The 21,281-nt window shown below is 72.7% G+C and carries 23 protein-coding genes; 11 read left to right on the forward strand and 12 right to left on the reverse strand.

Annotated elements, in window-relative coordinates; translation table 11 throughout:
• The first annotated feature begins 34 nt into the window (after positions 1–34).
• A complete protein-coding gene (locus tag ACIA3K_RS18715; protein ID WP_396802463.1) occupies positions 35–763 on the forward strand; it encodes a D-Ala-D-Ala carboxypeptidase family metallohydrolase in 729 nt (242 codons plus the stop codon).
• Positions 764–783: 20 nt separating this feature from the next.
• Here ACIA3K_RS18715 and thrS read toward each other — a convergent pair whose 3' ends face one another.
• Positions 784–2,793, reverse strand: a complete 2,010-nt coding sequence (gene thrS / locus ACIA3K_RS18720; protein ID WP_396802464.1) for a threonine--tRNA ligase — start codon at positions 2,791–2,793, stop codon at positions 784–786.
• A gap of 197 nt (positions 2,794–2,990) precedes the next feature.
• Between thrS and ACIA3K_RS18725 the strand changes: the two genes are divergently transcribed.
• A complete protein-coding gene (locus ACIA3K_RS18725) occupies positions 2,991–3,854 on the forward strand; it encodes a DUF1775 domain-containing protein (protein WP_396802465.1) in 864 nt (287 codons plus the stop codon).
• A gap of 94 nt (positions 3,855–3,948) precedes the next feature.
• Here ACIA3K_RS18725 and ACIA3K_RS18730 read toward each other — a convergent pair whose 3' ends face one another.
• Positions 3,949–4,917 (reverse strand): ADP-ribosylglycohydrolase family protein, encoded by a 969-nt coding sequence (locus ACIA3K_RS18730; RefSeq protein ID WP_396802466.1) that lies wholly within the window; start codon positions 4,915–4,917, stop codon positions 3,949–3,951.
• A gap of 73 nt (positions 4,918–4,990) precedes the next feature.
• Here ACIA3K_RS18730 and ACIA3K_RS18735 point away from each other — a divergent pair, with 73 nt between their 5' ends.
• Positions 4,991–5,680 (forward strand): response regulator transcription factor, encoded by a 690-nt coding sequence (locus ACIA3K_RS18735; protein ID WP_074318485.1) that lies wholly within the window; start codon positions 4,991–4,993, stop codon positions 5,678–5,680.
• A gap of 29 nt (positions 5,681–5,709) precedes the next feature.
• The gene (locus tag ACIA3K_RS18740; protein ID WP_396802468.1) at positions 5,710–7,113 is read left to right on the forward strand and encodes an ATP-binding protein; all 1,404 of its coding nucleotides are present in this window, start codon (positions 5,710–5,712) and stop codon (positions 7,111–7,113) included.
• Between the two features lie 321 nt (positions 7,114–7,434).
• Here ACIA3K_RS18740 and ACIA3K_RS18745 read toward each other — a convergent pair whose 3' ends face one another.
• Positions 7,435–8,457 carry an adenosine deaminase gene (locus tag ACIA3K_RS18745; protein ID WP_396802470.1) on the reverse strand — a complete coding sequence of 341 codons (1,023 nt, stop codon included), beginning with the start codon at positions 8,455–8,457 and terminating at the stop codon, positions 7,435–7,437.
• Complete coding sequence (locus tag ACIA3K_RS18750) at positions 8,454–9,248, reverse strand: trans-aconitate 2-methyltransferase (protein ID WP_396802472.1); 795 nt, start codon at positions 9,246–9,248, stop codon at positions 8,454–8,456. The genes ACIA3K_RS18745 and ACIA3K_RS18750 overlap by 4 nt, the downstream gene beginning before the upstream one ends.
• An 83-nt stretch (positions 9,249–9,331) precedes the next feature.
• On the opposite strand from ACIA3K_RS18750, the gene ACIA3K_RS18755 reads away from it, so the two are divergent.
• Positions 9,332–10,315, forward strand: a complete 984-nt coding sequence (locus ACIA3K_RS18755) for an aldo/keto reductase (RefSeq protein ID WP_396802473.1) — start codon at positions 9,332–9,334, stop codon at positions 10,313–10,315.
• A gap of 94 nt (positions 10,316–10,409) precedes the next feature.
• Entirely contained in the window at positions 10,410–10,604 is a 195-nt protein-coding gene (locus tag ACIA3K_RS18760; protein ID WP_396802474.1) for a hypothetical protein, read from the forward strand.
• A 121-nt stretch (positions 10,605–10,725) separates the two neighbouring features.
• Here ACIA3K_RS18760 and ACIA3K_RS18765 read toward each other — a convergent pair whose 3' ends face one another.
• The 7 genes from ACIA3K_RS18765 to ACIA3K_RS18795 form a co-directional block, all read right to left on the reverse strand.
• Entirely contained in the window at positions 10,726–10,929 is a 204-nt protein-coding gene (locus ACIA3K_RS18765; RefSeq protein ID WP_011905669.1) for a cold-shock protein, read from the reverse strand.
• Between the two features lie 288 nt (positions 10,930–11,217).
• Positions 11,218–11,490: a DUF4235 domain-containing protein gene (locus tag ACIA3K_RS18770; protein WP_007458126.1), complete on the reverse strand. Its 273-nt coding sequence runs from the start codon at positions 11,488–11,490 to the stop codon at positions 11,218–11,220.
• Complete coding sequence (locus tag ACIA3K_RS18775) at positions 11,487–11,849, reverse strand: DUF3618 domain-containing protein (protein ID WP_396802475.1); 363 nt, start codon at positions 11,847–11,849, stop codon at positions 11,487–11,489. Before ACIA3K_RS18775 ends, ACIA3K_RS18770 begins: the two co-directional genes overlap by 4 nt.
• Positions 11,846–12,280, reverse strand: coding sequence for a phage holin family protein (locus ACIA3K_RS18780; protein WP_355053394.1), 435 nt, complete (start codon positions 12,278–12,280; stop codon positions 11,846–11,848). The genes ACIA3K_RS18775 and ACIA3K_RS18780 overlap by 4 nt, the downstream gene beginning before the upstream one ends.
• 285 nt (positions 12,281–12,565) lie before the next feature.
• The gene (locus tag ACIA3K_RS18785) at positions 12,566–13,753 is read right to left on the reverse strand and encodes a mechanosensitive ion channel family protein (RefSeq protein ID WP_396802476.1); all 1,188 of its coding nucleotides are present in this window, start codon (positions 13,751–13,753) and stop codon (positions 12,566–12,568) included.
• A gap of 82 nt (positions 13,754–13,835) precedes the next feature.
• Entirely contained in the window at positions 13,836–14,657 is an 822-nt protein-coding gene (locus ACIA3K_RS18790; RefSeq protein ID WP_396802477.1) for a DUF1206 domain-containing protein, read from the reverse strand.
• Between the two features lie 59 nt (positions 14,658–14,716).
• Complete coding sequence (locus tag ACIA3K_RS18795) at positions 14,717–15,082, reverse strand: hypothetical protein (protein WP_396802478.1); 366 nt, start codon at positions 15,080–15,082, stop codon at positions 14,717–14,719.
• A 75-nt stretch (positions 15,083–15,157) separates the two neighbouring features.
• On the opposite strand from ACIA3K_RS18795, the gene ACIA3K_RS18800 reads away from it, so the two are divergent.
• Together ACIA3K_RS18800 and ACIA3K_RS18805 are read left to right on the forward strand one after the other, a co-directional pair.
• On the forward strand, positions 15,158–16,384 hold the full coding sequence (locus tag ACIA3K_RS18800) for a cysteine desulfurase-like protein (protein ID WP_396802479.1): 1,227 nt from the start codon (positions 15,158–15,160) through the stop codon (positions 16,382–16,384).
• A complete protein-coding gene (locus ACIA3K_RS18805) occupies positions 16,381–16,671 on the forward strand; it encodes a GNAT family N-acetyltransferase (RefSeq protein WP_396802481.1) in 291 nt (96 codons plus the stop codon). The genes ACIA3K_RS18800 and ACIA3K_RS18805 overlap by 4 nt, the downstream gene beginning before the upstream one ends.
• Before the next feature lie 2 nt (positions 16,672–16,673).
• On the opposite strand, the gene ACIA3K_RS18810 is transcribed toward ACIA3K_RS18805, so the two are convergent.
• Positions 16,674–18,167, reverse strand: coding sequence for a glycoside hydrolase family 3 protein (locus ACIA3K_RS18810; protein WP_396802482.1), 1,494 nt, complete (start codon positions 18,165–18,167; stop codon positions 16,674–16,676).
• A 210-nt stretch (positions 18,168–18,377) separates the two neighbouring features.
• On the opposite strand from ACIA3K_RS18810, the gene ACIA3K_RS18815 reads away from it, so the two are divergent.
• The 3 genes from ACIA3K_RS18815 (at position 18,378) to ACIA3K_RS18825 (ending at position 21,249) form a co-directional block, all read left to right on the forward strand.
• Positions 18,378–18,503 carry a hypothetical protein gene (locus ACIA3K_RS18815; protein WP_355053401.1) on the forward strand — a complete coding sequence of 42 codons (126 nt, stop codon included), beginning with the start codon at positions 18,378–18,380 and terminating at the stop codon, positions 18,501–18,503.
• Between the two features lie 89 nt (positions 18,504–18,592).
• The gene (locus tag ACIA3K_RS18820) at positions 18,593–19,543 is read left to right on the forward strand and encodes a TIGR03557 family F420-dependent LLM class oxidoreductase (RefSeq protein WP_396802483.1); all 951 of its coding nucleotides are present in this window, start codon (positions 18,593–18,595) and stop codon (positions 19,541–19,543) included.
• A 74-nt stretch (positions 19,544–19,617) separates the two neighbouring features.
• Positions 19,618–21,249: a RecQ family ATP-dependent DNA helicase gene (locus ACIA3K_RS18825; RefSeq protein WP_396802484.1), complete on the forward strand. Its 1,632-nt coding sequence runs from the start codon at positions 19,618–19,620 to the stop codon at positions 21,247–21,249.
• The last annotated feature ends 32 nt before the right edge of the window (positions 21,250–21,281 follow it).

Raw genomic sequence — 21,281 nt, forward strand, 5'->3', positions numbered from 1 at the left:
ATTCATTTCATTTTATCGATGGATGGAGAGCTTCATGATCCGTCAGCTCGGCAGGATCCTCGCGGCGCTCGCGCTGGCCGCCGTCACCACGGTGACCGGGGTCACCCTCACCTCCAGCGCCGCGCACGCCGACGGCTGCTACACCTGGGTTCGCACCCTGTCCCAGGGGATGTCCGGCGAGGACGTCCGGCAACTGCAGATCCGCGTCGCCGGCTACCCCGGTTACGCCGCCGTGCTCACCATCGACGGCGCGTTCGGCCCGGCCACCCGGTCGGCGGTGATCCGCTTCCAGCAGGCGTACGGGCTGGGCGCGGACGGAATCGCCGGCCCGAACACCTTCAACCGGCTCTACGCGCTCCAGGACGACGACTGCACGCCCGCCAACTTCAGCTATGCCGAGCTGAACAACTGCAACAGCACCTGGTCCGGCGGGGCGGTCTCGGCGAGCACCGCCCGCGCCAACGCGCTCGTCTCCATGTGGAAGCTCCAGGCGCTGCGGCACGCCCTCGGCGACGTACCCATCGCGATCAGCAGCAGCTTCCGCAGCTACGCCTGCAACAGCGCGGTCGGCGGGGCGTCGAACAGCCGGCACCTGTACGGCGACGCGGTCGACCTGGTCGGCTCACCGTCGTTCTGCCGGCTCGCCCAGCAGGCCCGCTACCACGGCTTCGGCCAGATCCTCGGCCCCGGCTACCCGGACCACAACGACCACACCCACGTGGCGGCGGTCGGCGGCTGGTCAGCGCCGAACTGCGGCATCTGACCCGATCGCGCCGCCGCCGGCTACTCGGCGGCGGCGGACGGGCCGACGTTGGTACGGGAGGTGACCACGTCCAGGATGTGGTTCACCGCCTCGGCGGTGGGCACGCCGTTGCGCTGCGAGCCGTCGCGGTAGCGGAAGGAGACCGTGCCGGCGGCCACGTCGTCGTCACCGGCGATCACCATGAACGGGATCTTCTGCTGCTGCGCCGTGCGGATCTTCTTCTGCATCCGGTCGTCACCCGCGTCCACCTGCGCCCGGATGCCCTCGGCGCGCAGCGCCGCGACGAAGCCGTGCAGGTAGTCGGTGTGGTCCTCGCGGATCGGGATGCCGACCACCTGCACCGGCGCCAGCCAGGCCGGGAACGCGCCCGCGTAGTGCTCGGTGAGCACCCCGAAGAACCGCTCGATGGACCCGAACAGCGCCCGGTGGATCATCACGGGACGCTGGCGGCTGCCGTCGGCGGCCTGGTACTCCAACCCGAAGCGCTCCGGCTGGTTGAAGTCGACCTGGATGGTGGACATCTGCCAGGTCCGGCCGATCGCGTCGCGGGCCTGCACGGAGATCTTCGGCCCGTAGAACGCCGCGCCACCCGGGTCGGGCACCAGGTCGAGGCCGGAGGTCGCGGCGGCGGTTCGCAGCGCCTCGGTGGCCTCCGCCCAGTCCTCGTCCGCGCCGATGAACTTGGGCGAGTCGTCGCGGGTCGACAGCTCCAGGTAGAAGTCGTCCAGCCCGTAGTCGCGCAGCAGGTCGAGCACGAAGCTGAGCAGCGTGGACAGCTCACCGGCCATCTGCTCGCGGGTGCAGTAGATGTGCGAGTCGTCCTGGGTCAGACCCCGGACCCGGGTGAGGCCGTGCACGACACCGGACTTCTCGTACCGGTAGACCGTGCCGAACTCGAACATCCGCAGCGGCAGCTCCCGGTACGACCGCCCGCGGCCCCTGAAGATCAGGTTGTGCATCGGGCAGTTCATCGCCTTGAGGTAGTAGTCCGCGCCCTCCAGCTGCATGGGCGGGAACATCGTGTCCGCGTAGTACGGCAGGTGACCGGAGGTGTGGAACAGCTGCGCCTTGGTGATGTGCGGGGTGTTGACGAACTCGTATCCCGCCTCCTCGTGCCGCCGCCGCGAGTAGTGCTCCATCTCCCGACGGATGATGCCGCCCTTGGGGTGGAAGACGGCCAGGCCCGAGCCGATCTCGTCGGGGAAGCTGAACAGGTCCAGGTCCGCGCCGAGCTTGCGGTGGTCGCGCCGGGCGGCCTCCTCCAGCAGCTTCAGGTACGCCTTCAGCTCGTCCCGGGTCGGCCACGCGGTGCCGTACACCCGCTGGAGCTGGGGGTTCTTCTCCGACCCGCGCCAGTACGCGGCGGCCGAGCGCATCAGCTTGAACGCGCCGATCAGGCGGGTGGTCGGCAGGTGCGGGCCCCGACACAGGTCCGACCAGCAGACCTTGTCCTCCTTGGCGTCGAGGTTGTCGTAGATGGTCAGCTCGCCGCCGCCCACCTCCATGACCTCGTCGGTGTCCAGGCCCTCGCCCTTGACCTCGATCAACTCCAGCTTGAACGGCTCATCGGCCAGCTCGGCGCGCGCCTCGTCGAGGCTGCCGAAGCGGCGGCGACGGAACCGCTGCCCGGACTTGACGATCTCCTGCATGCGCTTCTCGAGCTTGCTGAGGTCATCGGGCTGGAACGGCTTGTCGACGTCGAAGTCGTAGTAGAAGCCGTTCTCGATCGGCGGCCCGATGCCCAGCTTGGCCTCGGGGAAGACGTCCTGCACGGCCTGGGCGAGGACGTGCGCGGTGGAGTGCCGCAGCACGTTGAGCCCGTCCGGCGAGTCCAGGCTGACCGGCTCGACGGTCGTGTCCTCGGCCGGCGTCCAGTCCAGGTCGCGGAGCTGGCCCTGCGGATCGCGGACCACGACGATCGCCTTGGGGCCGTTCGCGGGCAGTCCGGCCGCGGCCACCGCGTCGGCCGCCGTCGTCCCGGCGGCGACGACGACGGGGTCGGCCACGGCGGGGGTACGGGGTGCGGACACGGTGACTCCTCCAAGCAGTACGACAGGGTGCCGACAGTCGGCCCCTGCCGATGCTATCGGTCGCGACGTCGGCACTTTCCGGACGGCTCGCGTTGAACCCCGCACGGACGGCGTTGAACCTTTCGCGCCTCGAATCCGAACTAGGTGGTGTGGCCGGAAACCGGTGCCGGTCGCGCCGAGACGGATGGGGGCACGAGATGGCGAGCACGCACGGCGGTGGCCGCCCGCGGCGGATCGCGGCGGTGACCGCGCTGACCGCGGCCGGGCTGCTGCTCTGGCCCGCTGCGGCGGCGCAGGCCGCGGACGTGACGACCACCCCGACGGAGGCACGGCAGGGCGACGCCGTACGGCTGGAGTTCAGCGTGCCCGAGGAGCGCGCCGGCACGACGACCAAGCAGATCGAGATCCGGTTGCCGGCCGACGCGCCGGTGGCCGAGGTCTACCCGATGTCGGTCGACGGCTGGGCGCCCCGGATCGACTCCAAGACCCTGGACAAGCCGGTGGCGGGCATCCACTCCAACGGGGTGAGCACCGTGACCACGGCGGTGACGTGGGTCCGCGTCGGTGAGGGTGCGACCGGCCCGGCCAAGCTGGCCCTGTCCATGGGCCCGTTGCCGCAGGCCGAGCGGCTCACGTTCGAGGTCGTCCAGACCTACGCCGACGGCACGGTCGTCCGGTGGGCCGATACCGGCGGCGACCACCGCGCGCCGGTGCTGACGCTGCTGCCGGCGGTCCCGGGCGCCGCCGCACCGGCCGCGCACGGCGGCGGCCACGGCGCGCCCGCGGCGGGCGGACCCGCCGCCGGGGACGGTGCTGTGAATCCCGCACCGGTCGGCCGGGAGGGCGACGAGGAATCCGGCAACGCCGACGGGATGCTGGCCGCCGGCCTGCTGGCCGGGCTGGGCGGCGGCGCGGCGATCGGCTGGGTGGTCAGTCGCTGGCGTCGACGCGACCCGGCCCAGACCGAGGCGCTCGACGAGGTGACCGGCAGCGCCGACGAGCCGCCTTCCCTCGCCGAGGTCACCGGCCGCGCGGACGAACCGGTGTCCGCCTCCCGCTGATCCACCCCGGGTTCCCGCAAACCGCGGCATCCGAGGCTCGCGGACGGCCCGAGTTCCGGGAACCCGGGGTCGATCAAGCCGGGCCCGGCGGAGATCAGGGCAGCCAGGCGGGTAGCGGCTCGCGGGCGGCCAGCCACGCGGCGGGGACGCCGCCCGAGGTGCCGACCCCGGTGTAGGCCGCCACCACCGCCCCCGCGATGGCGGCCGTGGTGTCCACGTCGCCGCCGGCGCGTACGCAGGTCCGGATCGCCGCCGGGTAGTCGTCGAGGTGGGTGGCGGCCACCCAGAGCGTGAACGCGACGGTGTCCTGGGCGGTCACCCGGGCGCCGTTGCCGAGCGCGGCCACCACTCGGGACAGCGGGCGGCCGAGCAGCCCGACGGCGGTGTGTACGCCACGGTGCACCTCGGTGCCCGCGTCGACCACGGCGGCGACCCCGGCGAGGAGCCGGGCCGGGGCCGGTCGGTGGCCGTCGAGGCGGGCCCGGGCGGCGAGCGCGGCGGCCACCGCCACGGCGACCGCGCCGGCGATCCCCTCGGGGTGCGCGTGGGTCACCTCGGCCGAGGCGCGGGCCTGCGCGGCGGCGCGGGCCGTGGAGTCGGCGAAGTACGCGCCCAGCGGACCCACCCGCATGGCTGCCCCGTTGCCGCAGGAGCCCTGCCCGTCGAAGGCGGACGCGGCGGCCACCGGCCACGGGGTGCCGCTGCGGATCAACCGCAGGATCAGCATCGCGCCCGCGCCGTAGCCGCGTCGCGCGTCGCAGCGCTCGGCGAAGGCCAGCGCCAGCCGGTCCCGGTCGATGGTGCCCGCCGCAGCCAGTTCGGCGACGACCGAGCAGGCCATCTCGGTGTCGTCGGTCCAGGACCACGGTGCCGGTGGCAGGCTGCCCGCGCCGGGTTCGGCCACGCCCGACGGGTCGGCCCACGCGCCGGGCCCGTCGTCGCCGGGAACGACGGCCGTGGCCGGCGGGGCGTACCGCTCGCCGAGCGCGTCACCGGTGGAGAGGCCGGCGAGACTGTCCCGGGCGAGCGCCAGCCGAGCGTCGGCGAACAGGGTGAAGGACATCGTCGTACCAGCTTGCCCGCTTCCCGGGTACGTCGCAACGCGATCAACTTGCCAGGCCAAGTACCGTCTTGTCGTGGCCTCCGTGCTCCTGGTCGAAGACGATCACGTCGTACGCGGCGCGATGCTGCGGTCCCTCGCTGACCGTGGGCACGCCGTGCACGCCGTGGGCACCGCCCTGGACGCGCTGCGACGGGTCGCCGCGGAGACGCCCGACCTGGTGGTGTTGGACCTGGGCCTGCCCGATCTGGACGGCTCGGACGCGCTGCGGATGCTGCGCGGCATCACCGACATCCCGATCATCATCGCCACCGCGCGCGACGACGAGCAGTCGGTGGTCAAGCTGCTGCGCGCCGGGGCCGACGACTACATGGTCAAGCCGTTCACGGGCGCACACCTGGACGCCCGCATCACCACGGTCCTGCGGCGCGCCGGACGGGCCAGCCGGACGGTGCAGCCGGCGGTGCACACCGTCGGCGGGCTGCGGGTGGACGTCGGTGAGCGCAGCGCCCATCTCGACGGGGAGCCGCTGGCGCTGACCCGTAAGGAATTCGACCTGCTGGCGTATCTCGCCGCACGACCCGGGCGGGTAGTGTCCCGCCGGGAACTCTTGGAGGAGGTATGGCGGCAGCCATCGGTCGGCGAGGATCAGACCATCGACGTACACCTGTACTGGCTTCGCCGAAAGATGGGCGAGTCCGCGGCGAAGCCGCGCTACCTGCGCACCGTGCGGGGGGTCGGGTTCCGGCTGGTGGCACCGGACTGAGGACCGCGCTGGCCCTGCTCACGGCCGGCATGTGCAGCCTCGTCGCGCTCGCGTTCCTGATCCCGCTCGGGTTGAGCCTGCGGGGGCAGACGCGCGAGGAGGCGATCGCCGACGCGGCCCGACGCAGCGCGCTGGTCACCGGCGCGTTGGCGGTGAGCACGGACCGCGCGGTGATCGAACGGGCCGTCGTGGCCAGCGGCGACGATGCCGCCGTCCGGCCGGTGGTGTACGGGTTGGGGCTGGACGAGTCCGCGGGCCGCGCCGGTGGCGCCGACCTGGACCGGGCCCGCGCCGACCGTCGCTCGCTGGTCACCGACGTCGACGGCGGGGTGGTCCGGCTCGACCCGGTGGTCCTCGGCGACCGGACGGCCGTGGTCGAGGTGTTCGTGCCGGACTCGACGCTTGGCGAGGGCGCCGGTGGCACCTGGTTGCTGCTGTTCGCGGTGGGCGCGGCGATGGTCGGCGCGGCGGTGTTGGTGGTCGATCGGGTGGCCGCCCGGGCGGTGGACGCCACCCAGGGGCTGGTCAAGGCCGCTCTGGCCATCGGCGACGGCGACCAGGGCGTACGCGTGGACCCGACCGGTCCGCGCGAGCTGGCGGAGGCCGGGTACGCCTTCAACCGGATGGCCGACCGGCTGGACGCGGCCCGCACGGACGAGCGCGAGTTGGTGGCCGACCTGTCGCACCGGCTGCGGACGCCGTTGACCGTGCTGCGGCTCGACGCGGAGGCGCTGGAGTCCGACGACACCAGCGTTGGCTCGTTCAGCCCAGCGGAGCTGGACCGGCTGCGGGGTATCCGGCGCATCCGCCAGGCGATCGTCACCCTCGAGGGCGAGATCGACGTGCTGATCAAGACCACCCGCAAGGCGGTGGCACACGAGGCCGGCCCGGCCATGTGCGACGTCAGCGAGGTGGTCCGGGACCGGATGGTGTTCTGGGCGGCGCTGGCCGGTGACCAGAACCGGCCGCACCGGGTCACCGGCGCCCAGCTACGCATCCCCGCGCCCGTGCCCCGGGCCGAGCTGGCCGCCGCGTTGGACGCGGTGATCGGCAACGTCTTCCGCTACACGCCGCAGGGAACGGCGTTCGAGGTGGCCGTGTCCCGCCGCGACGGGTACGTGGCGATCCGGATCGACGACGCCGGCCCGGGGATCGCCAACCCGGACCGGGCGCTGCGACGGGGTGCCAGCGACCAGGGCTCGACCGGGCTCGGCCTGGACATCGCCAAGCGGGTGTCGTTGCAGGCGAACGGCTCGGTGAGCATCGACCGGGCCCGGCTGGGCGGCGCCAGCGTGGTGATGCTGCTCGCCGACCCGGACGCCACGCCCCGGCAGGTCAACCGGTTCGGCCTGGTGGGCCGGATGGCCCGCGACGCCCGGGATCAGAAGAGCAGCGGTCGTCGCTGGCCCCGCCAGCGCCCCACCGACGACTGAGCGTCCCCCGACGGGCGGAGGCCGCCCGAACGACGACCGAGCACTGTCGACCGACGGCCGAGGCCCGCCCGGCCGATCGGTTGACGGGCGCGCTCCGATCGGCCGGGCGGGCCGGGGCTGTGCGGTGGCACAAGTCTTCCTTAGATCAAGGTTAACGAGCACGGTCAGACGCTTGCGGGCTGACAGGATCAGTGCACGAACCCACCAGTTCCACCGGCCAGCGCACCGCGCACCCACCGGCCGGTGGAGCCGTGCGCGCGGCGGGAGTTTCAGGTCCCCCCACACCCACGCTCCCGCCGCGCGCCCCGCTCACCCCGTACCTCAGCCGGCGTCGGCCACGTACGCGTCGATCTCCTCGATGATCCGCTGCTTGCCGGCCGGGTCGAGGAAGGACGCGGTCACCGCGTTACGGGCCAGCGCGGCCAGCTCCTCCGGGCCCGCACCGAGCAGTCGGGCCGCCACCGCGTACTCGTCGTTGAGGGTGGTGCCGAACATCGGCGGGTCGTCGGAGTTGATGGTGACCAGCAGCCCGGCCTCGACCAGCCGGGGCAGCGGGTGTTCGTCGAGGTTGGCCACGGCCCGGGTCCGCACGTTCGAGGTCGGGCAGATCTCCATCCCGATCTGCCGCTCGGCGAGGTAGGTGAGCAGTTCCGGGTCCTGTGCGGCGGAGATGCCGTGCCCGATCCGCTCCGCGCCCAGCTCGTGCAGGGCGTCCCAGATGGTCTGCGGGCCGGTGGTCTCGCCCGCGTGCGGCACCGAGCGCAGGCCGGCGGCGCGGGCCTGGTCGAAGTAGGGCCGGAACTGCGGCCGGGGTACGCCGATCTCCGGGCCGCCCAGACCGAAGCTGATCAGCGAGTCCGGCCGCTCGTCGAGGGCGATCCGCAGCGTCTCCTCGGCGGCCGGCAGGCCGGCCTCGCCGGGGATGTCGAAGCACCAGCGCAGGTCGAGGCCGAAGTCGGCGGCGGCGCGCTTGCGGGCGTCCTCGATCGCCTCGCAGAACGCGGGCGCGGGAATGCCCCGCCGCACGTGCGAGTACGGGGTGATGGTCAGCTCGGCGTACCGGACCTGCTGGCGGGCCAGCTCCCGGGCCACCTCGTGGGTGAGGAGCCAGACGTCCTCCGGGTCCCGGATGAGGTCGACGACGCTCAGGTAGACCTCGATGAAGTGCGCGAAGTCGCGGAACTCGAAGTAGCTGGCGAGCGCGTCCGGGTCGGCCGGGACGGGGGTGTTGCCCTCGTGGCGGGCAGCCAGCTCGGCGACGATCCGGGGCGAGGCGGAGCCGACGTGGTGCACGTGCAGCTCCACCTTGGGCAGCCCGGCGATGAAGGTGGTCAGATCGGTCACGGGTTCTCCTGTGCGGGGGCGCCGGTACGGGCGACGACGAAGACGCGGCGGAACGGGAAGGACACCTGACCGTGCCGGACCGGGTAGGCGGCGCTGAGGCGTACCCCCAGCTCGGCCCGGAAGGCCGACCAGCCGGCGGCGTCCAGCGCGGCCCGGACGGGTCGCAGCGCGGTGCCCTCCATCCAGGCGAGTACCGGGTGGTCGGCGGCGGGATCGGCCGGCAGCAGGTGCACGTAGGTAGTCTCCCAGGCGTCCACCGCGCAGCCGGCGGTGGTCAGCAGGTCCGCGTAGTCGGCCGGTTCGTCGACGGGGTCGGTCCGCTGGAGCGGCGCCAGCTCGGCCCGCCAGGCCGGGAGACCGGCGACCTCGCGCAGCGCCCGGTGCGACGGGGCGTCGAAGTTGCCGGGGACCTGCATGGCGAGCCAGGCGCCGGCGGGCAGCTCGACGGCCCAGCGACGCAGCAGCTCCTGGTGGCCGGGCACCCACTGCAGGGCAGCGTTCGTGATCACCACGTCCTCGTCACCGGTTGGACGCCAGTCGCGCAGGTCGGCGACGGCGAACTCGACCGGGGTCGGCAGGGCCCGCGCGCGGTCGATCATCTCGGGCGCGGAGTCGAGGCCGACGACGCGCGCGTCCGGCCAGCGTTCGGCCAGGATGGCGGTGAGGTGGCCGGGTCCGCAGCCGAGGTCGACCACCGCCCGCGGCCGGGCGGCGGGGATCCGGTTGAGCAGGTCGTGAAAGGGGCGGGAGCGCTCGTCGGAGTAGCGCAGGTACGTCGTCGGATCCCACATCGCCGCCTCCAAAACCGTACGTCCGTCTTGTTGACGGTACGACTCGCGTGGCAGCCCGGCAACCCGATCACTAGGCTCGGGACATGGAACAGCGCAGCTTCAACCGGCTCGGCCGGACCGTCGGGGTCGTCGGCCTGGGCGCCTGGCAGCTCGGCGCCGACTGGGGAACGGTCAGCGAGGCCGACGCCATGGCCGTGCTCACCGCCGCCGTGGACGCCGGAGTCACCTTCCTGGACACCGCCGACGTGTACGGCGACGGCCGCAGCGAGCAGCTGATCGGCCGCTTCCTGCGCTCCCGGCCGGACGCCGGGCTGACCGTCGCCACCAAGATGGGCCGGCGCGTCGAGCAGCGGCCCGAGGCGTACACCCTGGCCAACTTCCGGCAGTGGACCGACCGGTCCCGGGCCAACCTCGGGATGGACACCCTGGACCTGGTCCAACTGCACTGCCCGCCGACCGCCGTCTTCGCCGACGACGCGGTCTTCGACGCCCTGGACACCCTCGTCGCGGAGAAGGCCATCGCGGGGTACGGCGTCAGCGTCGAGACCTGCGACCAGGCGCTGACCGCCATCGCCCGGCCCGGCGTGGCCAGCGTCCAGATCATCCTCAACGCCGTCCGGCACAAACCGCTGGAGCAGGTGCTGCCGGCGGCCGCCGAGGCCGGCGTCGGGATCATCGCCCGGGTGCCGCTGGCCAGTGGCCTGCTCTCCGGCCGGTACGACGAGCACACCGAGTTCCCCGCCGACGACCACCGCAACTACAACCGGCACGGTGCGGCGTTCGACGTGGGCGAGACGTTCTCCGGCGTGGACTACACGCAGGGGCTCGCCGCCGTACGCCGGCTCGCGCCGCTTGTCGACGCCGACCGCACCATGGCGCAGTTCGCGCTGCGGTGGGTGCTGGACCAGGCCGGCGTCACCGTCGTCATCCCGGGCGCGCGCGACGCCGAGCAGGCGCGACGCAACGCCGCCGCGGCGGACCTGCCGCCACTGGAGGCCGCCCAGCTGGCCGGCGTACGCGAGGTCTACGACGAGCTGATCCGCCCGCAGGTGCACGACCGGTGGTGAGCCGCCGACCCCGGGTGCTCGCGTCGCGCCTCCGAGACGACGATGCTGGACGCCCGGGGCGGCGTACCGCCCGATCCGGCGAGGAGGGTGCGCGATGAGGGGTTGGCTGACACTCACCCTCGGCCTGCTGGCCGTGGTGATCGGTGCGGTGTGGACGGTGCAGGGCCTCGGCTACGTCAGCGGCAGCCCGATGACCGACGAGACGCTCTGGGTGGTGGTGGGCCCGATCGTGGCCGCCGCCGGGCTGGTGGCGCTCTGGCTGGGACTGCGCTCGCGACGCCGCCGGTGAGAAGCCAGCCTGGTCGCCGGCGCGAGCGGGCGAGCGGTGGACGTGGAAAGCCCCGCATCCCAACACGGGATACGGGGCTTCACTTCAACGAGCCCTGACCGGCGGGGGCCGGCCAGATGTGTCAGAGGGGACGGACCTGCTCGGCCTGCGGGCCCTTCTGACCCTGGGCGATCTCGAACTCCACCCGCTGGTTCTCCTCCAGCGTGCGGTAGCCGCTGGTCTGGATGGCCGAGAAGTGGACGAACACGTCAGCACCCCCGCCGTCGACGGTGATGAAGCCGAAGCCCTTGTCAGCGTTGAACCACTTCACGGTTCCCTGCGCCATGTGTATCTCCTTCTAAAACTGGCGGCCGTGCACGCCGTGCGGCCGATTGGCCGTTTTCGAGCAGCGGCGTCTGAGGCGGCCTCCACGAAGGAGACTTCTCTCAACCCACGCCATCTCGCAACAGCGTGGAACAGCAAATCACGTACGCAAAAAGTCTGCACGACCTGTCCGACGAATTTCTCCGACATGTGACCTGACGGATGACTCAGGTCGCTGGGCGGCGTTGCGAGTCGTGCGAAAGGCCCCCTTCCCGTCGATGGGGAAGAGGGCCTGACGTCTATGCGTCGGTCAGTCCGGCCAGTGGCCGGTCATCCGGCGGACGCCGACCGCCCCGCCCCGGTCCACGGCGGCACGGACCACCGCGAAGATGGCCCCCTGCAACGCCGCGGCGGCCAGGATCTCGCCCCAACCGCGATCCTCGTCGGTGGCGTTCGGCGCCTCGCCGTCGCCCGCCGTGACCTTCCAGACCTGCCGGAAGATCGCGCCGGCCACCGTACCCGCGGCGATACCCAACAACACGCCGACCGGCCGGTACGCGACCTTGCCGATGCTCCTGCTCACCTACGCCTCCCCCGCACGATCATCAGCACCACCACGGTGGCCACCGCGCTGGCGGCGATCGCCGCCCACGGCACCGGGTTGCGTCGAACCAGCTCGCTCTTCTCGCGGACCAGGCCGCCCTTGTCGTACGCCTGGGCGCGGGCCATCCCGGCGCCGCGCGCGGCCTGCCCGCGGACCCGGGCCACGGTCTGCGCCGCCTGCTCGCGCATCCGCTCCTTCGCCTGCTCGGCGGACTCCTTCAGGCGGGCCTTGACGTCCGCCTTGGCGGCCAACGCCTCCATGGTCTCGCCCAGCTCCACCCGGGTACGGCGGATCTCCTCGCGCAGGGCCTCGGTGTCGCCCGTTCCGTTGCCCGTCATGCCCGTCCCCTGTCCTTCACGGCGGCGGCCACGGTGTCCACGTCGGCACGGAGGCTGCGGACCGTCGCCGCCGGGACCGGTGGGACCGCACGACTGACCTGCTTCTTGCCCACCAGCGCGAGGATCCCGGCCACCAGGAAGAGCGCCACCGCCACGATCAGCGCGGCGGCCCAGGCGGGCAGCACCAGATCCAGCAGCAGGATGGCGGTGACGACGAGCGCGCCCAGGCCGTAGAACGCCAGCGCACCGCCGCCGCCGAACAGGCCGATCCCGATGCCGGCGTGCTTGCCCTTCTGGGTCAACTCCGCCCGGGCCAGCGCCAGTTCGTCCCGTACCAGACGGGATACCTGTTCGGTGGCCCGCTGCACCAGCTCGGCGGTGGAGGGCTCGCTCCCATTGCGGGATGTGCGGGCATTCGCCACGTCAGCCATGCTGTCCTCCTTTCCTCATCACCGCGCTGTATGCCCGGAGTCGCCGCCCGCCAATCCTAAATCCCGAGGTGCGGCGCACCGACGTCGTTGTCCGGATGCCGCGCCGACAAGCTGAGTGGGTCACCCCGATCACGGCAGAGACGTCCGGCAGCACATCCCCCGCGCAACCCCAACCAAACCTCCCCAGACCCCACCCCTCCCATTCGCGGCGATCATGAAGTTATTGCCGGGACACGCCGAAGCAAGAGGCAATAACTTTCATGAACAACGGGGTGAGTACGGGAGTTAGGGGCGGGTTTCCTCGGGGCCCACGAAGGCTTCGCTGCGGGCGTCGCCGTCGTCGCTGCCGCCGAAGACACGGGCGTCGTCGGGCGCCTCGGTGTCGGACGGGCGGCGGACCGGCCGCCTCGGCTGCACCCACTGCCAGGACAGGTTGCTGTTGGCGTCGCCCAGCTCGGTGCGGACGCGGGGCATCGCCGTGGGCCGGTTGTCCCGGATCCAGCCGACCAGGTGCTCGCGGACGAGGGCGCGCAGGTCCCACAGGCTGCCCGCGTCGGCGGCGCTGACCAGCGCGCGTAGCCGCACCATCCCGCCGGTGGCGTCGGTGACCTGGAGGACGCAGACCCGGCCGTCCCACAGCTCGGTGCCCTCGACGAGCCGGCGCAGCTCCTCCCGCATGATCTGCACCGGCACGGCCCAGTCGACGTCGAACTCGGCGGTGCCGAGCACCGCGGCCTCGGTACGGGTCCAGTTCTGGAACGGCTTGCTGGTGAAGTACGAGGTGGGCAGGATCAGCCGCCGGTCGTCCCAGATCTGGACCACGACGTAGCTGAGGGTCAGCTCCTCGATCCGACCCCACTCCCCCTCGACGACCACCACGTCGTCGAGGCGGACCGCGTCGCTGAAGGCGAGTTGCAGCCCGGCGAAGACGTTGCCGAGCAGGCTCTGGGCGGCCAGGGCGGCCACCACACCGACGACTCCGGCGGAGGTCAGCACCCCGGCGCCGATGCCCCGCACGCTCGGGAAGGTCATCAGCATCACGCCGATGGTCAGGATGACGATCACCGCGACGGTCAGCCGGCGCAGCATCACCACCTGGGTACGCACCCGCCGGGCGTGCCGGTTGTTGGGCACGTCGACCCGGAACCGGGCGAGCGCGGTGTCCTCGACCACGATCAACAGGGCCGCCACCAGCCAGGCGGCGCTGGCGATCACACAGAGCACCAGCAGATGCAGCAGGAGCCGCCGCCAGCTCTCGCCGACGGCGTACCCGGTGGTGAAGCGGGCGGCGAACTGCACCGCGAGGACCGTGGCGGCGACCTGGAACGGACGGTGCGCGTGGTCGGTCAACTCGGTCAACAACAGGGACCGGCGGCCGAACCGCCGGGTGATCCGGTGGACGACCTCGACCAGGAAGAGGGCGACCGCCGCCGCGGCGAGCGCGGCGACGGTCGTTTCGAGATAGCTCTGCACGAGTGGGGCGCTTCCCTTCGACCGAGCGGCGGAACTTGGGGCAAAAGCCCAATAGTGCCCGACGTCCTCGGTATCGACCAGCTCAGACCTTGCGGTACCGGGACTGGAGGAAGCAGTAGACGCCGAAGGCCGCGATGCCGAGGGCGACCAGGGCCAGCAGGAACGAGCCGTACGACTGCTCGCGCAGCGTGTGCAGGGCGGCGTCCAGACCACGGGCCTTCTCCGGGTCGTACTTCACCGCCGCGACGATGACCAGCAGGCCGGCGATGCCGTACGCGACACCCTTGGCGACGTACCCGGCGATGCCGAGGCGACGGGCCAACTGGCGGGTCTTCGGGCTCATCTCGCCGGTCTTGAGGTGCTTCTCGAACGTCTTGCGGATGCCGTAGATGACCAGGCCGATGCCGATCGCCGCGACCACCAGCCCGGCCAGGCCGACCAGCCAGCGGCCACCGGTCGAGGTCATCAGCTTGCCGCTCAGCGCCTCCTGGTTGTCGGCGCTGTTCGACCCGGCCTCGGAGAACACCTTGAAGGCGGTCCAGGCGAAGTAGAGGTAGACGACGGTCCGGCCGGCCGAGGCCAGCCGCTCCATGACCCGCTCCTTGCCCCGCTCGGCGCGGTGCCCGCCCGCCGCCTCGAGGCCCTGCCAGATCGCCATGGCGAGCAGGCCGACCGCGACGGCGATGACGAGGAACTTGCCGAGGGGCTGTTCCGAGAGGGTACGCAGCGCGCCGGACTGGTCGCCGTCGTCGGACGACGTGCCGAACGCGATCTGCAACGCCAACCAGGCGAAGAGGAGGTGGACGATGCCGTAGCCGATGAAGCCGGCCCGGGCGAGGAGTTCCAGCCACCGGCTGTCCGCCGTTCGGGAGGCGGTGGCTTCGGCGCTACGGGTGAGTGACATGGCGTCACAATCTCCGATTACGAAGATCCCCAAACGTCGGCCACCGCCGCCCGCGCGGGTCAGTTACCCGGGTTGCGGGAAACGCGGATCTTGACCTGCTGGTCGGTGACGCTGTCGACGGTGACCGCGAACCCGCCGGCCTCGGTGGCCTGCTGGCCGGTGGTGAGGGTGAGCTGCTCGCCGGCGACCTCGACGGTCACCTGGTCGCCCTCGGCGCCGACCAGCTTCGCCTCGACGCCGAGGATGGTGGCGCTCGCCTCGACGCCCCGCTCGAAGGTGACCGTGCAGGCGTCCAACCCGCAGTCGGTGGAGGCGCCCTGGGAGCTGCAGCCGGCGAGCAGGGCGAGGCCGAGCGCGACGGCGGCGACCAGACCGGCGGCACGGCGGACGGGGGGCAGGGGGATGGTGGCGGGTCGGTTCGTCACCCCGCCAAGGGTACGAGACGTCCGCGACGACCGGGCGGGGGCGAGCGTGGCCGGCGTCCCGGCTAGGGTCCGGGCATGGCCTTCGACATCGCCCGTACCCGGGCCGCCTATCCCGCCCTGACCGAGGGCTTCGTCCACTTCGACGGCGCCGGAGGCACGCAGACCGCGGCCGGCGTGATCGACGCGGTCACCGACGCCATGCGCGCCGCCGTCGGCAATCGCAGCGCCGCCTTCACGCCGGGTCGTCGCTCGCTGGAGATGGTGGCGCAGGCCCGCTCGGCGGTCGCCGACCTGCTCGGGGCCGAGCCGGACGGGGTGGTGCTCGGGCCGAGCGCGACCGCGCTGACGTACACGCTGGCCCGTACCCTCGGCGCGACCTGGCGGCCCGGCGACCAGGTGGTGGTGTCCCGGCTCGACCACGACGCCAACGTGCGCCCGTGGGTGCAGGCCGCCGAGGCGGCCGGCGCGACGGTGCGCTGGGCCGAGTTCGACCGGCACACCGGTGAGCTGCCCAGCGGCCAGTACGCCGACCTGGTGGGCGAGCGCACCCGGCTGGTGGCGGTGACCGCCGGCAGCAACGCCATCGGCACCGTGCCGGACGTGCCGGCGATCGCCAAGATCGCACACTCGGTCGGGGCGCTGGTCTGCGTGGACGGCGTGCACTCGGTGCCGCACGGTCCGACCGACCTGACGTCGCTCGGCGCGGACGTGCTGGTCACCAGCGCGTACAAGTGGTCCGGGCCGCACCTGGCCGCCATGGTGGCCGACCCGAGCCGGTGGGCGGCGTCGCGCCCGGCGAAGCTGGTGCCGTCCTCCGACGCCGCGCCGGACCGTTTCGAGTACGGCACACCGAGCTTCCCGCTGCTGGCCGGCGTGACCGCCGCCGTGGATCACCTCGCCGCCCTGGACCCGGACGCGACCGGCGACCGCCGGGCGCGGCTGCGGGCCGGGCTGGCCGCCGCCCAGGCCCACGAGGAGGCGCTGCTGGACCGGCTGCTCGCCGGTCTCGCCGAGCGGCCCGCCGTCACGGTCTACGGCTCGCCGGCCCGGCGCTGCCCGACCGTCTCCTTCCGGGTCGCCGGGCTGTCGCCGCAGCAGACCCAGCAGGCGCTGGGCGATGCCGGGTTCTGCCTGTCGGCCGGCGACTACTACGCCTACGAGTACTTCCAGACGATGGGTCTGCGCGACAGCGGTGGCGCGGTGCGGGCCAGCATCTACCACTACAACACGGTGGACGAGGTGGACCGGTTGCTCGCCGAACTCGACGTGCTGGCCGCCGGAGCGGGGACAATGGCCCGGTGAGCACCCTCGTCGAGGACAATCCCGCCAAGAACCGATTCGAGATCCTGGTTGACGACGCGTTGGCCGGCTTCACGGCCTACCTGCCGCGCGGCGAGGACGTGCTGGTCTTCACGCACACCCAGGTGGACCCGGGCTTCCAGGGCAAGGGCGTCGGCGGCGCGCTGATCCGCGCCACCCTCGATGAGGTGCGGGCCCGGGGTGGGCGGGTGGTGCCGCAGTGCCCGTTCGTGGCGGCGTTCATCGACAAGCACCCCGAGTACGCCGACCTGGTGGCCGAGCACCTGTAGCGTCAGCCGCTCCGGCCGGTCAGCACCTCGGCGGCGGCCCGCCCGCTGGCCCGGGTGGCGCCGTGGGTGGCCAGGTGCACCGCCCCGGCGACCAGTTCGGGCACGCCCAGTTCGACCACGACCGCGTCCGGCCGGTCGACGAGCGCCCGCCGCACCGCCGCGTGCATCCAGTCGTGCCGGTGCAGGTCACGCACGACCAGCACCAGCGGGCGGTCCCCGGCGTCGGCTCCCGGGTCGGCGGGCACGTCGTTCTCGGCGTGGCGGACCGTCGTCGTTCCGGGCAGCAGTTCGCCCAACGGCCCGCCGATGCCCCACGGGGTCTCCGCGCCGATGGCGATGTTGCGCGGCGGCTCGAACTCGACCACGTGGGCGGCGCGGGTCAGGGGCAGCGCGACCGGCGCGTCCGGGCCGGTGGTGACCCGCACGGCCCGCCGGGCGGCGACCAGGCCGACGTCGGTGGCCCGGTGGGCGGCGTTCGGGCGGGCGGCGCGGGCGGCCACCGTCCAGGCGGCGAGCTGACCGACCCGCTTGGCGGCCTCGGCGAGGCGCTCCTCGGGCAGCTCGCCGGAGACGACGGCGGCCACGATGGCGTCGCGCAGTTCCCGGGCGGCCTCCTCGTCGCTGCGCTCGCCACCGACGCAGATGGCGTCGGCCCCGGCCGCGAGCGCCCGCACGGCCGCGCCCGCGAAGCCGTACCGGTCGGCGACCGCGCGCATCTCCACGGCGTCGGTCACGACCACGCCGGAGAAGCCCAACTCGTCGCGGAGCAGGCCACCCAGGATGCGCTGGCTCAGCGTGGCCGGCAGGTCCGCGTCGAGCGCGGGCACGAGCAGGTGGCCGGTCATCACCGCCTGCGCGCCGGCCGCCACCGCGGCACGGAACGGGGCCAGCTCGCAGGCGTCCAGGCGGGCCCGGTCGGCGGTGATGCGCGGCAGGTCGTGGTGGGAGTCGACGCGGGTGTCCCCGTGCCCGGGGAAGTGCTTGGCGCAGGCGGCCACGCCGCCGCCCTGGAGGCCGCGGATCCAGGCGGCGGTGTGCCGCGCGACGAGCGCCGGGTCGGCCCCGAACGAGCGGACGCCGATCACCGGGTTGGCCGGGTTGGAGTTGACGTCGGCGTCCGGGGCGTAGTCCAGGGTCACCCCGGCCGCCGCCAGCTCGATGCCGAGGTCGAGGGCGACGGCCTCGGTCAGCGCCGGGTCGTCGACCGCGCCGAGGGCGTAGTTGCCCGGTCGGGAGCTGCCCCGGCCGGATTCGATCCGGGTGACGTCACCGGCCTCCTCGTCGATCGCCACGATGACGTCCGGCCGCTCGGCGCGCAGCGTCGCGGTGAGCGCCGCCACCTGGGCGGTGTCGACGACGTTGCGGGCGAACAGCACCACCGAGCCGAGCCCCTCGCCGAGCCAACGGCACACCCAGGGCGGCGGCGTGGTGCCGACGAAACCGGGTTGCAGGACGGCGGCTGCCAACGTCGGAAGGTGCCCGGCCGGCGCGGTCACGCCGTCGCCTCGAAACGGTCGACGTTCCCCGCCGGCGCGGTGACGCCGACCCGCTGGTTGCGCTCGCTCATGCGGCCCCGTACCCCATCTCTCGCGCGCCCTCGGCGCACCGTCCTCGGCAGGCGGTGCTGCCATGGTCACACCGAGCGATTCAATAGTCAATAAACCTTACAGTTGCCCGATGCGGCCCTTCCCCGGAAGAGTGCGGGGATGGACACCGCCCCGCTGGCCGACGCCACGAGCCCGGCCGACATCCCCGGCGTACGCCTGCTCGGCCTGGTGGTCGGCGCTCTGCTGCTGCTCGCCGCGATCCGGGCCATGTTCGGCCGACGCTGAGGCGATCAGGCCCCGACCCGGCGGTGTGGCCCGCCGCGACCGGGGTACGGCTCTCCCCAACAGCAGGACCGCGCGCCGAAGGGGAAGTCATGAAGATCGGGTATTTTCTGTCCAGTGAGGAGTACACGCCGGCCGAGTTGCTGGCGCAGGCCCGCGGCGCCGAGGCGGCCGGCTTCGAGGCACTGTGGATCTCCGACCACTACCACCCCTGGGTCGACGCGCAGGGGCAGAGCCCCTTCGTCTGGTCGATGATCGGCGCGCTCAGCCAGGTCTGCGCGCTGCCGGTGACCACGGCGGTGACCTGCCCGACCGTACGGATCCACCCGGCCGTGATCGCCCAGGCGGCGGCGACGAGCGCGGTGCTGCACGGCGGCCGGTTCGTGCTCGGCGTCGGCACCGGCGAGGCGCTCAACGAGCACATCTTCGGCGACGCCTGGCCGTCCGCCGACGTGCGGCTGGAGATGCTCGAAGAGTCCATCGAGGTCATGCGCGAGCTGTGGCGGGGCGACTTCGTCAACCACCGGGGCACGCACTACACGGTGGAGAACGCCCGGGTCTACACGCTGCCGGACACCCCGCCGTCGATCTACGTCTCCGGGTTCGGGCCGAAGGCCGTCGACCTGGCCGCCCGCATCGGCGACGGTTACGTGAGCACCATGCCCGACGGCGACCTGGTCCGGCGCTTCCGGGAGAACGGCGGCGGCGACAAGCCGTGCCAGGCCGGGTTCAAGGCGGCGTTCGCGGCCAGCGAGTCCGAGGGCGCGCGGATCGCGTACGAACGCTGGCCCAACGCGGGCGTGCCGGGCGAGCTGTCGCAGGTGCTGCCCTCGCCGCGCCACTTCGAGCAGGCCTCCGAGCTGGTCACGCAGGACATGGTGCGGGAGGCGTTCGTCTGCGGCAACAGCGCCGACGCGCACCTGGAAATGATCGACCAGTACGCCAAGGCCGGCTTCGACGAGCTGTATGTGGCCAACACCGGCCCGCACTTCCAGGGCCTGTTCGACCTCTACCAGCGCGAGGTCCTGCCCCGCCTACGGTGAGACGGAACGCACCCGAGCCCATGATCGCGAAGGAGTGTTTCGGTGGTCGTGGGCTCGGGTACCTCCGGCCCTCGATGAAACTGTCCACGCACTCGATGACGTTGCGCCGCGCCGCGAAGAGCCTCTTCGGCTGGAAAGCGCTCCGGCCCAACCAGCTCGCCGCCATGCGCGCGGTGATGAAGCGACACGACGCCCTGGTGGTCTTGCCCACCGGCGCCGGCAAGTCGGCGATCTATCAGATCCCGGCCAGCCTGATCCCCGGCCCGACCGTGGTGATCTCTCCGCTGCTGGCCCTCCAGCAGGATCAGATCGCGGCGCTCAACGAGCGGCAACGTCCCGAGCTGCGGGCGGTACGGATCAGCTCGAACGAGTCGGCCGCCCAGCAGGCCGAGGCGATCGCCGAGATCCAGGCCGGGCGGGCGGAGTTCCTGTTCATCACCCCGGAGCAGTTGAGCAACCCGGACCGGATGGCCGAGGTCGCCGCGCTGAAGCCGGCGCTGGTGGCGATCGACGAGGCGCACTGCATCTCCGCCTGGGGGCACGACTTCCGTCCCGACTACCTGGCGCTGGGCCACCTCATCGAGGGCATCGGCCGACCGCCGGTGGTCGCGCTGACCGCCACCGCGTCACCGCCCGTACGCGACGACATCATCGCCCGGCTGCGGCTGCGCGACCCGGAGGTGGTGGTCTCCGGGCTGGACCGGCCCAACCTCTTTCTCGAGGTGGCGCACTGCCCCACCGAGGACTACCGGTGGCGGCGGCTGATCGCCCTGCTGCGCGACGACGAACGGCCCGGGATCATCTACGTGCCGACCCGCCGCTCGGCGGAGGAGTTGGCCGAGAAGTTGACCAAGGCGGGCTTCCCGGCGCAGTTCTACCACGGTGGGATGCCGATGGGCGCGCGCAACGAGCTGCACGAGGCGTTCCTCGCCGATGAGGTGCCCATAATGGTGGCCACCTCGGCGTTCGGCATGGGCATCGACAAGCCGAACATCGCCTGGGTGGTGCACACGGCGCTGCCCGACTCGCCGGACAGCTACTTCCAGGAGATCGGCCGGGCCGGGCGGGACGGGCAACCGGCCCGGGTGCTGCTGCTCTGGCGGGCCGAGGACGTGGGCCTGCAACGATTCTTCAGCGGTGGCCTGCCGGACGAGAACGAGCTACGGGACCTGGCCGCGCTGCTGCGCCGCAAGCCGGCCACGAAGACCGAACTGCGGGAGGCCACCGGTCTGGGCCCGCGCAAGCTGGGCCAGTACCTGGCGTTGCTGGAGCAGGTGGGGGCTGCCGAGCCCCGCGCCCGCCAGCGCATCGGAGCCCCGCGCTACTCCCCCGCGGCGGTCGACGCGGCGGCGGCGGCCCTGGCCGAGGCGGAACGCCAGCAGACGGTGACGCGTTCACGTACCGACATGATGCGGGCGTTCGCCGAGACCACCGCCTGCCGGGGGCAGACCCTGCTGGCCTACTTCGGCGAGCAGATGACCGAGGTCTGCGCGCACTGCGACAACTGCCACCGGGGTACCAGCACCGCCGACGAGGGCGCGGTCGGCCCGTTCCCGGTGCACAGTCAGGTGCGTCACGGCGAGTGGGGGCGTGGCCTGGTGCTCAGCTACGAGGACGACAAGATGACGGTCCTCTTCGACGAGGTCGGTTACAAGACCCTCTCGGTGCGCGTGGTGTCCGAGCAGGGTCTGCTGACCCTCGACTAGCCTGACCCGGGCACCGCACGGGGCCCGGCGGA

The organism is Micromonospora sp. NPDC051543, assembly GCF_044454415.1.
GTDB lineage: Bacteria > Actinomycetota > Actinomycetes > Mycobacteriales > Micromonosporaceae > Micromonospora.

Excerpts from the sequence above, each read along its gene's own strand:
- ACIA3K_RS18725 (WP_396802465.1), top strand. The coding sequence starts at position 2,991 with ATGGCGAGCACGCACGGCGGTGGCCGCCCGCGGCGGATCGCGGCGGTG.
- ACIA3K_RS18775 (WP_396802475.1), bottom strand. The coding sequence starts at position 11,849 with ATGACGGGCAACGGAACGGGCGACACCGAGGCCCTGCGCGAGGAGATC.
- ACIA3K_RS18765 (WP_011905669.1), bottom strand. The coding sequence starts at position 10,929 with ATGGCGCAGGGAACCGTGAAGTGGTTCAACGCTGACAAGGGCTTCGGC.
- ACIA3K_RS18760 (WP_396802474.1), top strand. The coding sequence starts at position 10,410 with ATGAGGGGTTGGCTGACACTCACCCTCGGCCTGCTGGCCGTGGTGATC.
- ACIA3K_RS18790 (WP_396802477.1), bottom strand. The coding sequence starts at position 14,657 with ATGTCACTCACCCGTAGCGCCGAAGCCACCGCCTCCCGAACGGCGGAC.
- ACIA3K_RS18800 (WP_396802479.1), top strand. The coding sequence starts at position 15,158 with ATGGCCTTCGACATCGCCCGTACCCGGGCCGCCTATCCCGCCCTGACC.
- ACIA3K_RS18815 (WP_355053401.1), top strand. The coding sequence starts at position 18,378 with ATGGACACCGCCCCGCTGGCCGACGCCACGAGCCCGGCCGACATCCCC.
- ACIA3K_RS18740 (WP_396802468.1), top strand. The coding sequence starts at position 5,710 with ATGTGCAGCCTCGTCGCGCTCGCGTTCCTGATCCCGCTCGGGTTGAGC.
- ACIA3K_RS18825 (WP_396802484.1), top strand. The coding sequence starts at position 19,618 with ATGAAACTGTCCACGCACTCGATGACGTTGCGCCGCGCCGCGAAGAGC.
- ACIA3K_RS18730 (WP_396802466.1), bottom strand. The coding sequence starts at position 4,917 with ATGTCCTTCACCCTGTTCGCCGACGCTCGGCTGGCGCTCGCCCGGGAC.
- ACIA3K_RS18715 (WP_396802463.1), top strand. The coding sequence starts at position 35 with ATGATCCGTCAGCTCGGCAGGATCCTCGCGGCGCTCGCGCTGGCCGCC.
- ACIA3K_RS18755 (WP_396802473.1), top strand. The coding sequence starts at position 9,332 with ATGGAACAGCGCAGCTTCAACCGGCTCGGCCGGACCGTCGGGGTCGTC.
- ACIA3K_RS18820 (WP_396802483.1), top strand. The coding sequence starts at position 18,593 with ATGAAGATCGGGTATTTTCTGTCCAGTGAGGAGTACACGCCGGCCGAG.
- ACIA3K_RS18750 (WP_396802472.1), bottom strand. The coding sequence starts at position 9,248 with ATGTGGGATCCGACGACGTACCTGCGCTACTCCGACGAGCGCTCCCGC.
- ACIA3K_RS18780 (WP_355053394.1), bottom strand. The coding sequence starts at position 12,280 with ATGGCTGACGTGGCGAATGCCCGCACATCCCGCAATGGGAGCGAGCCC.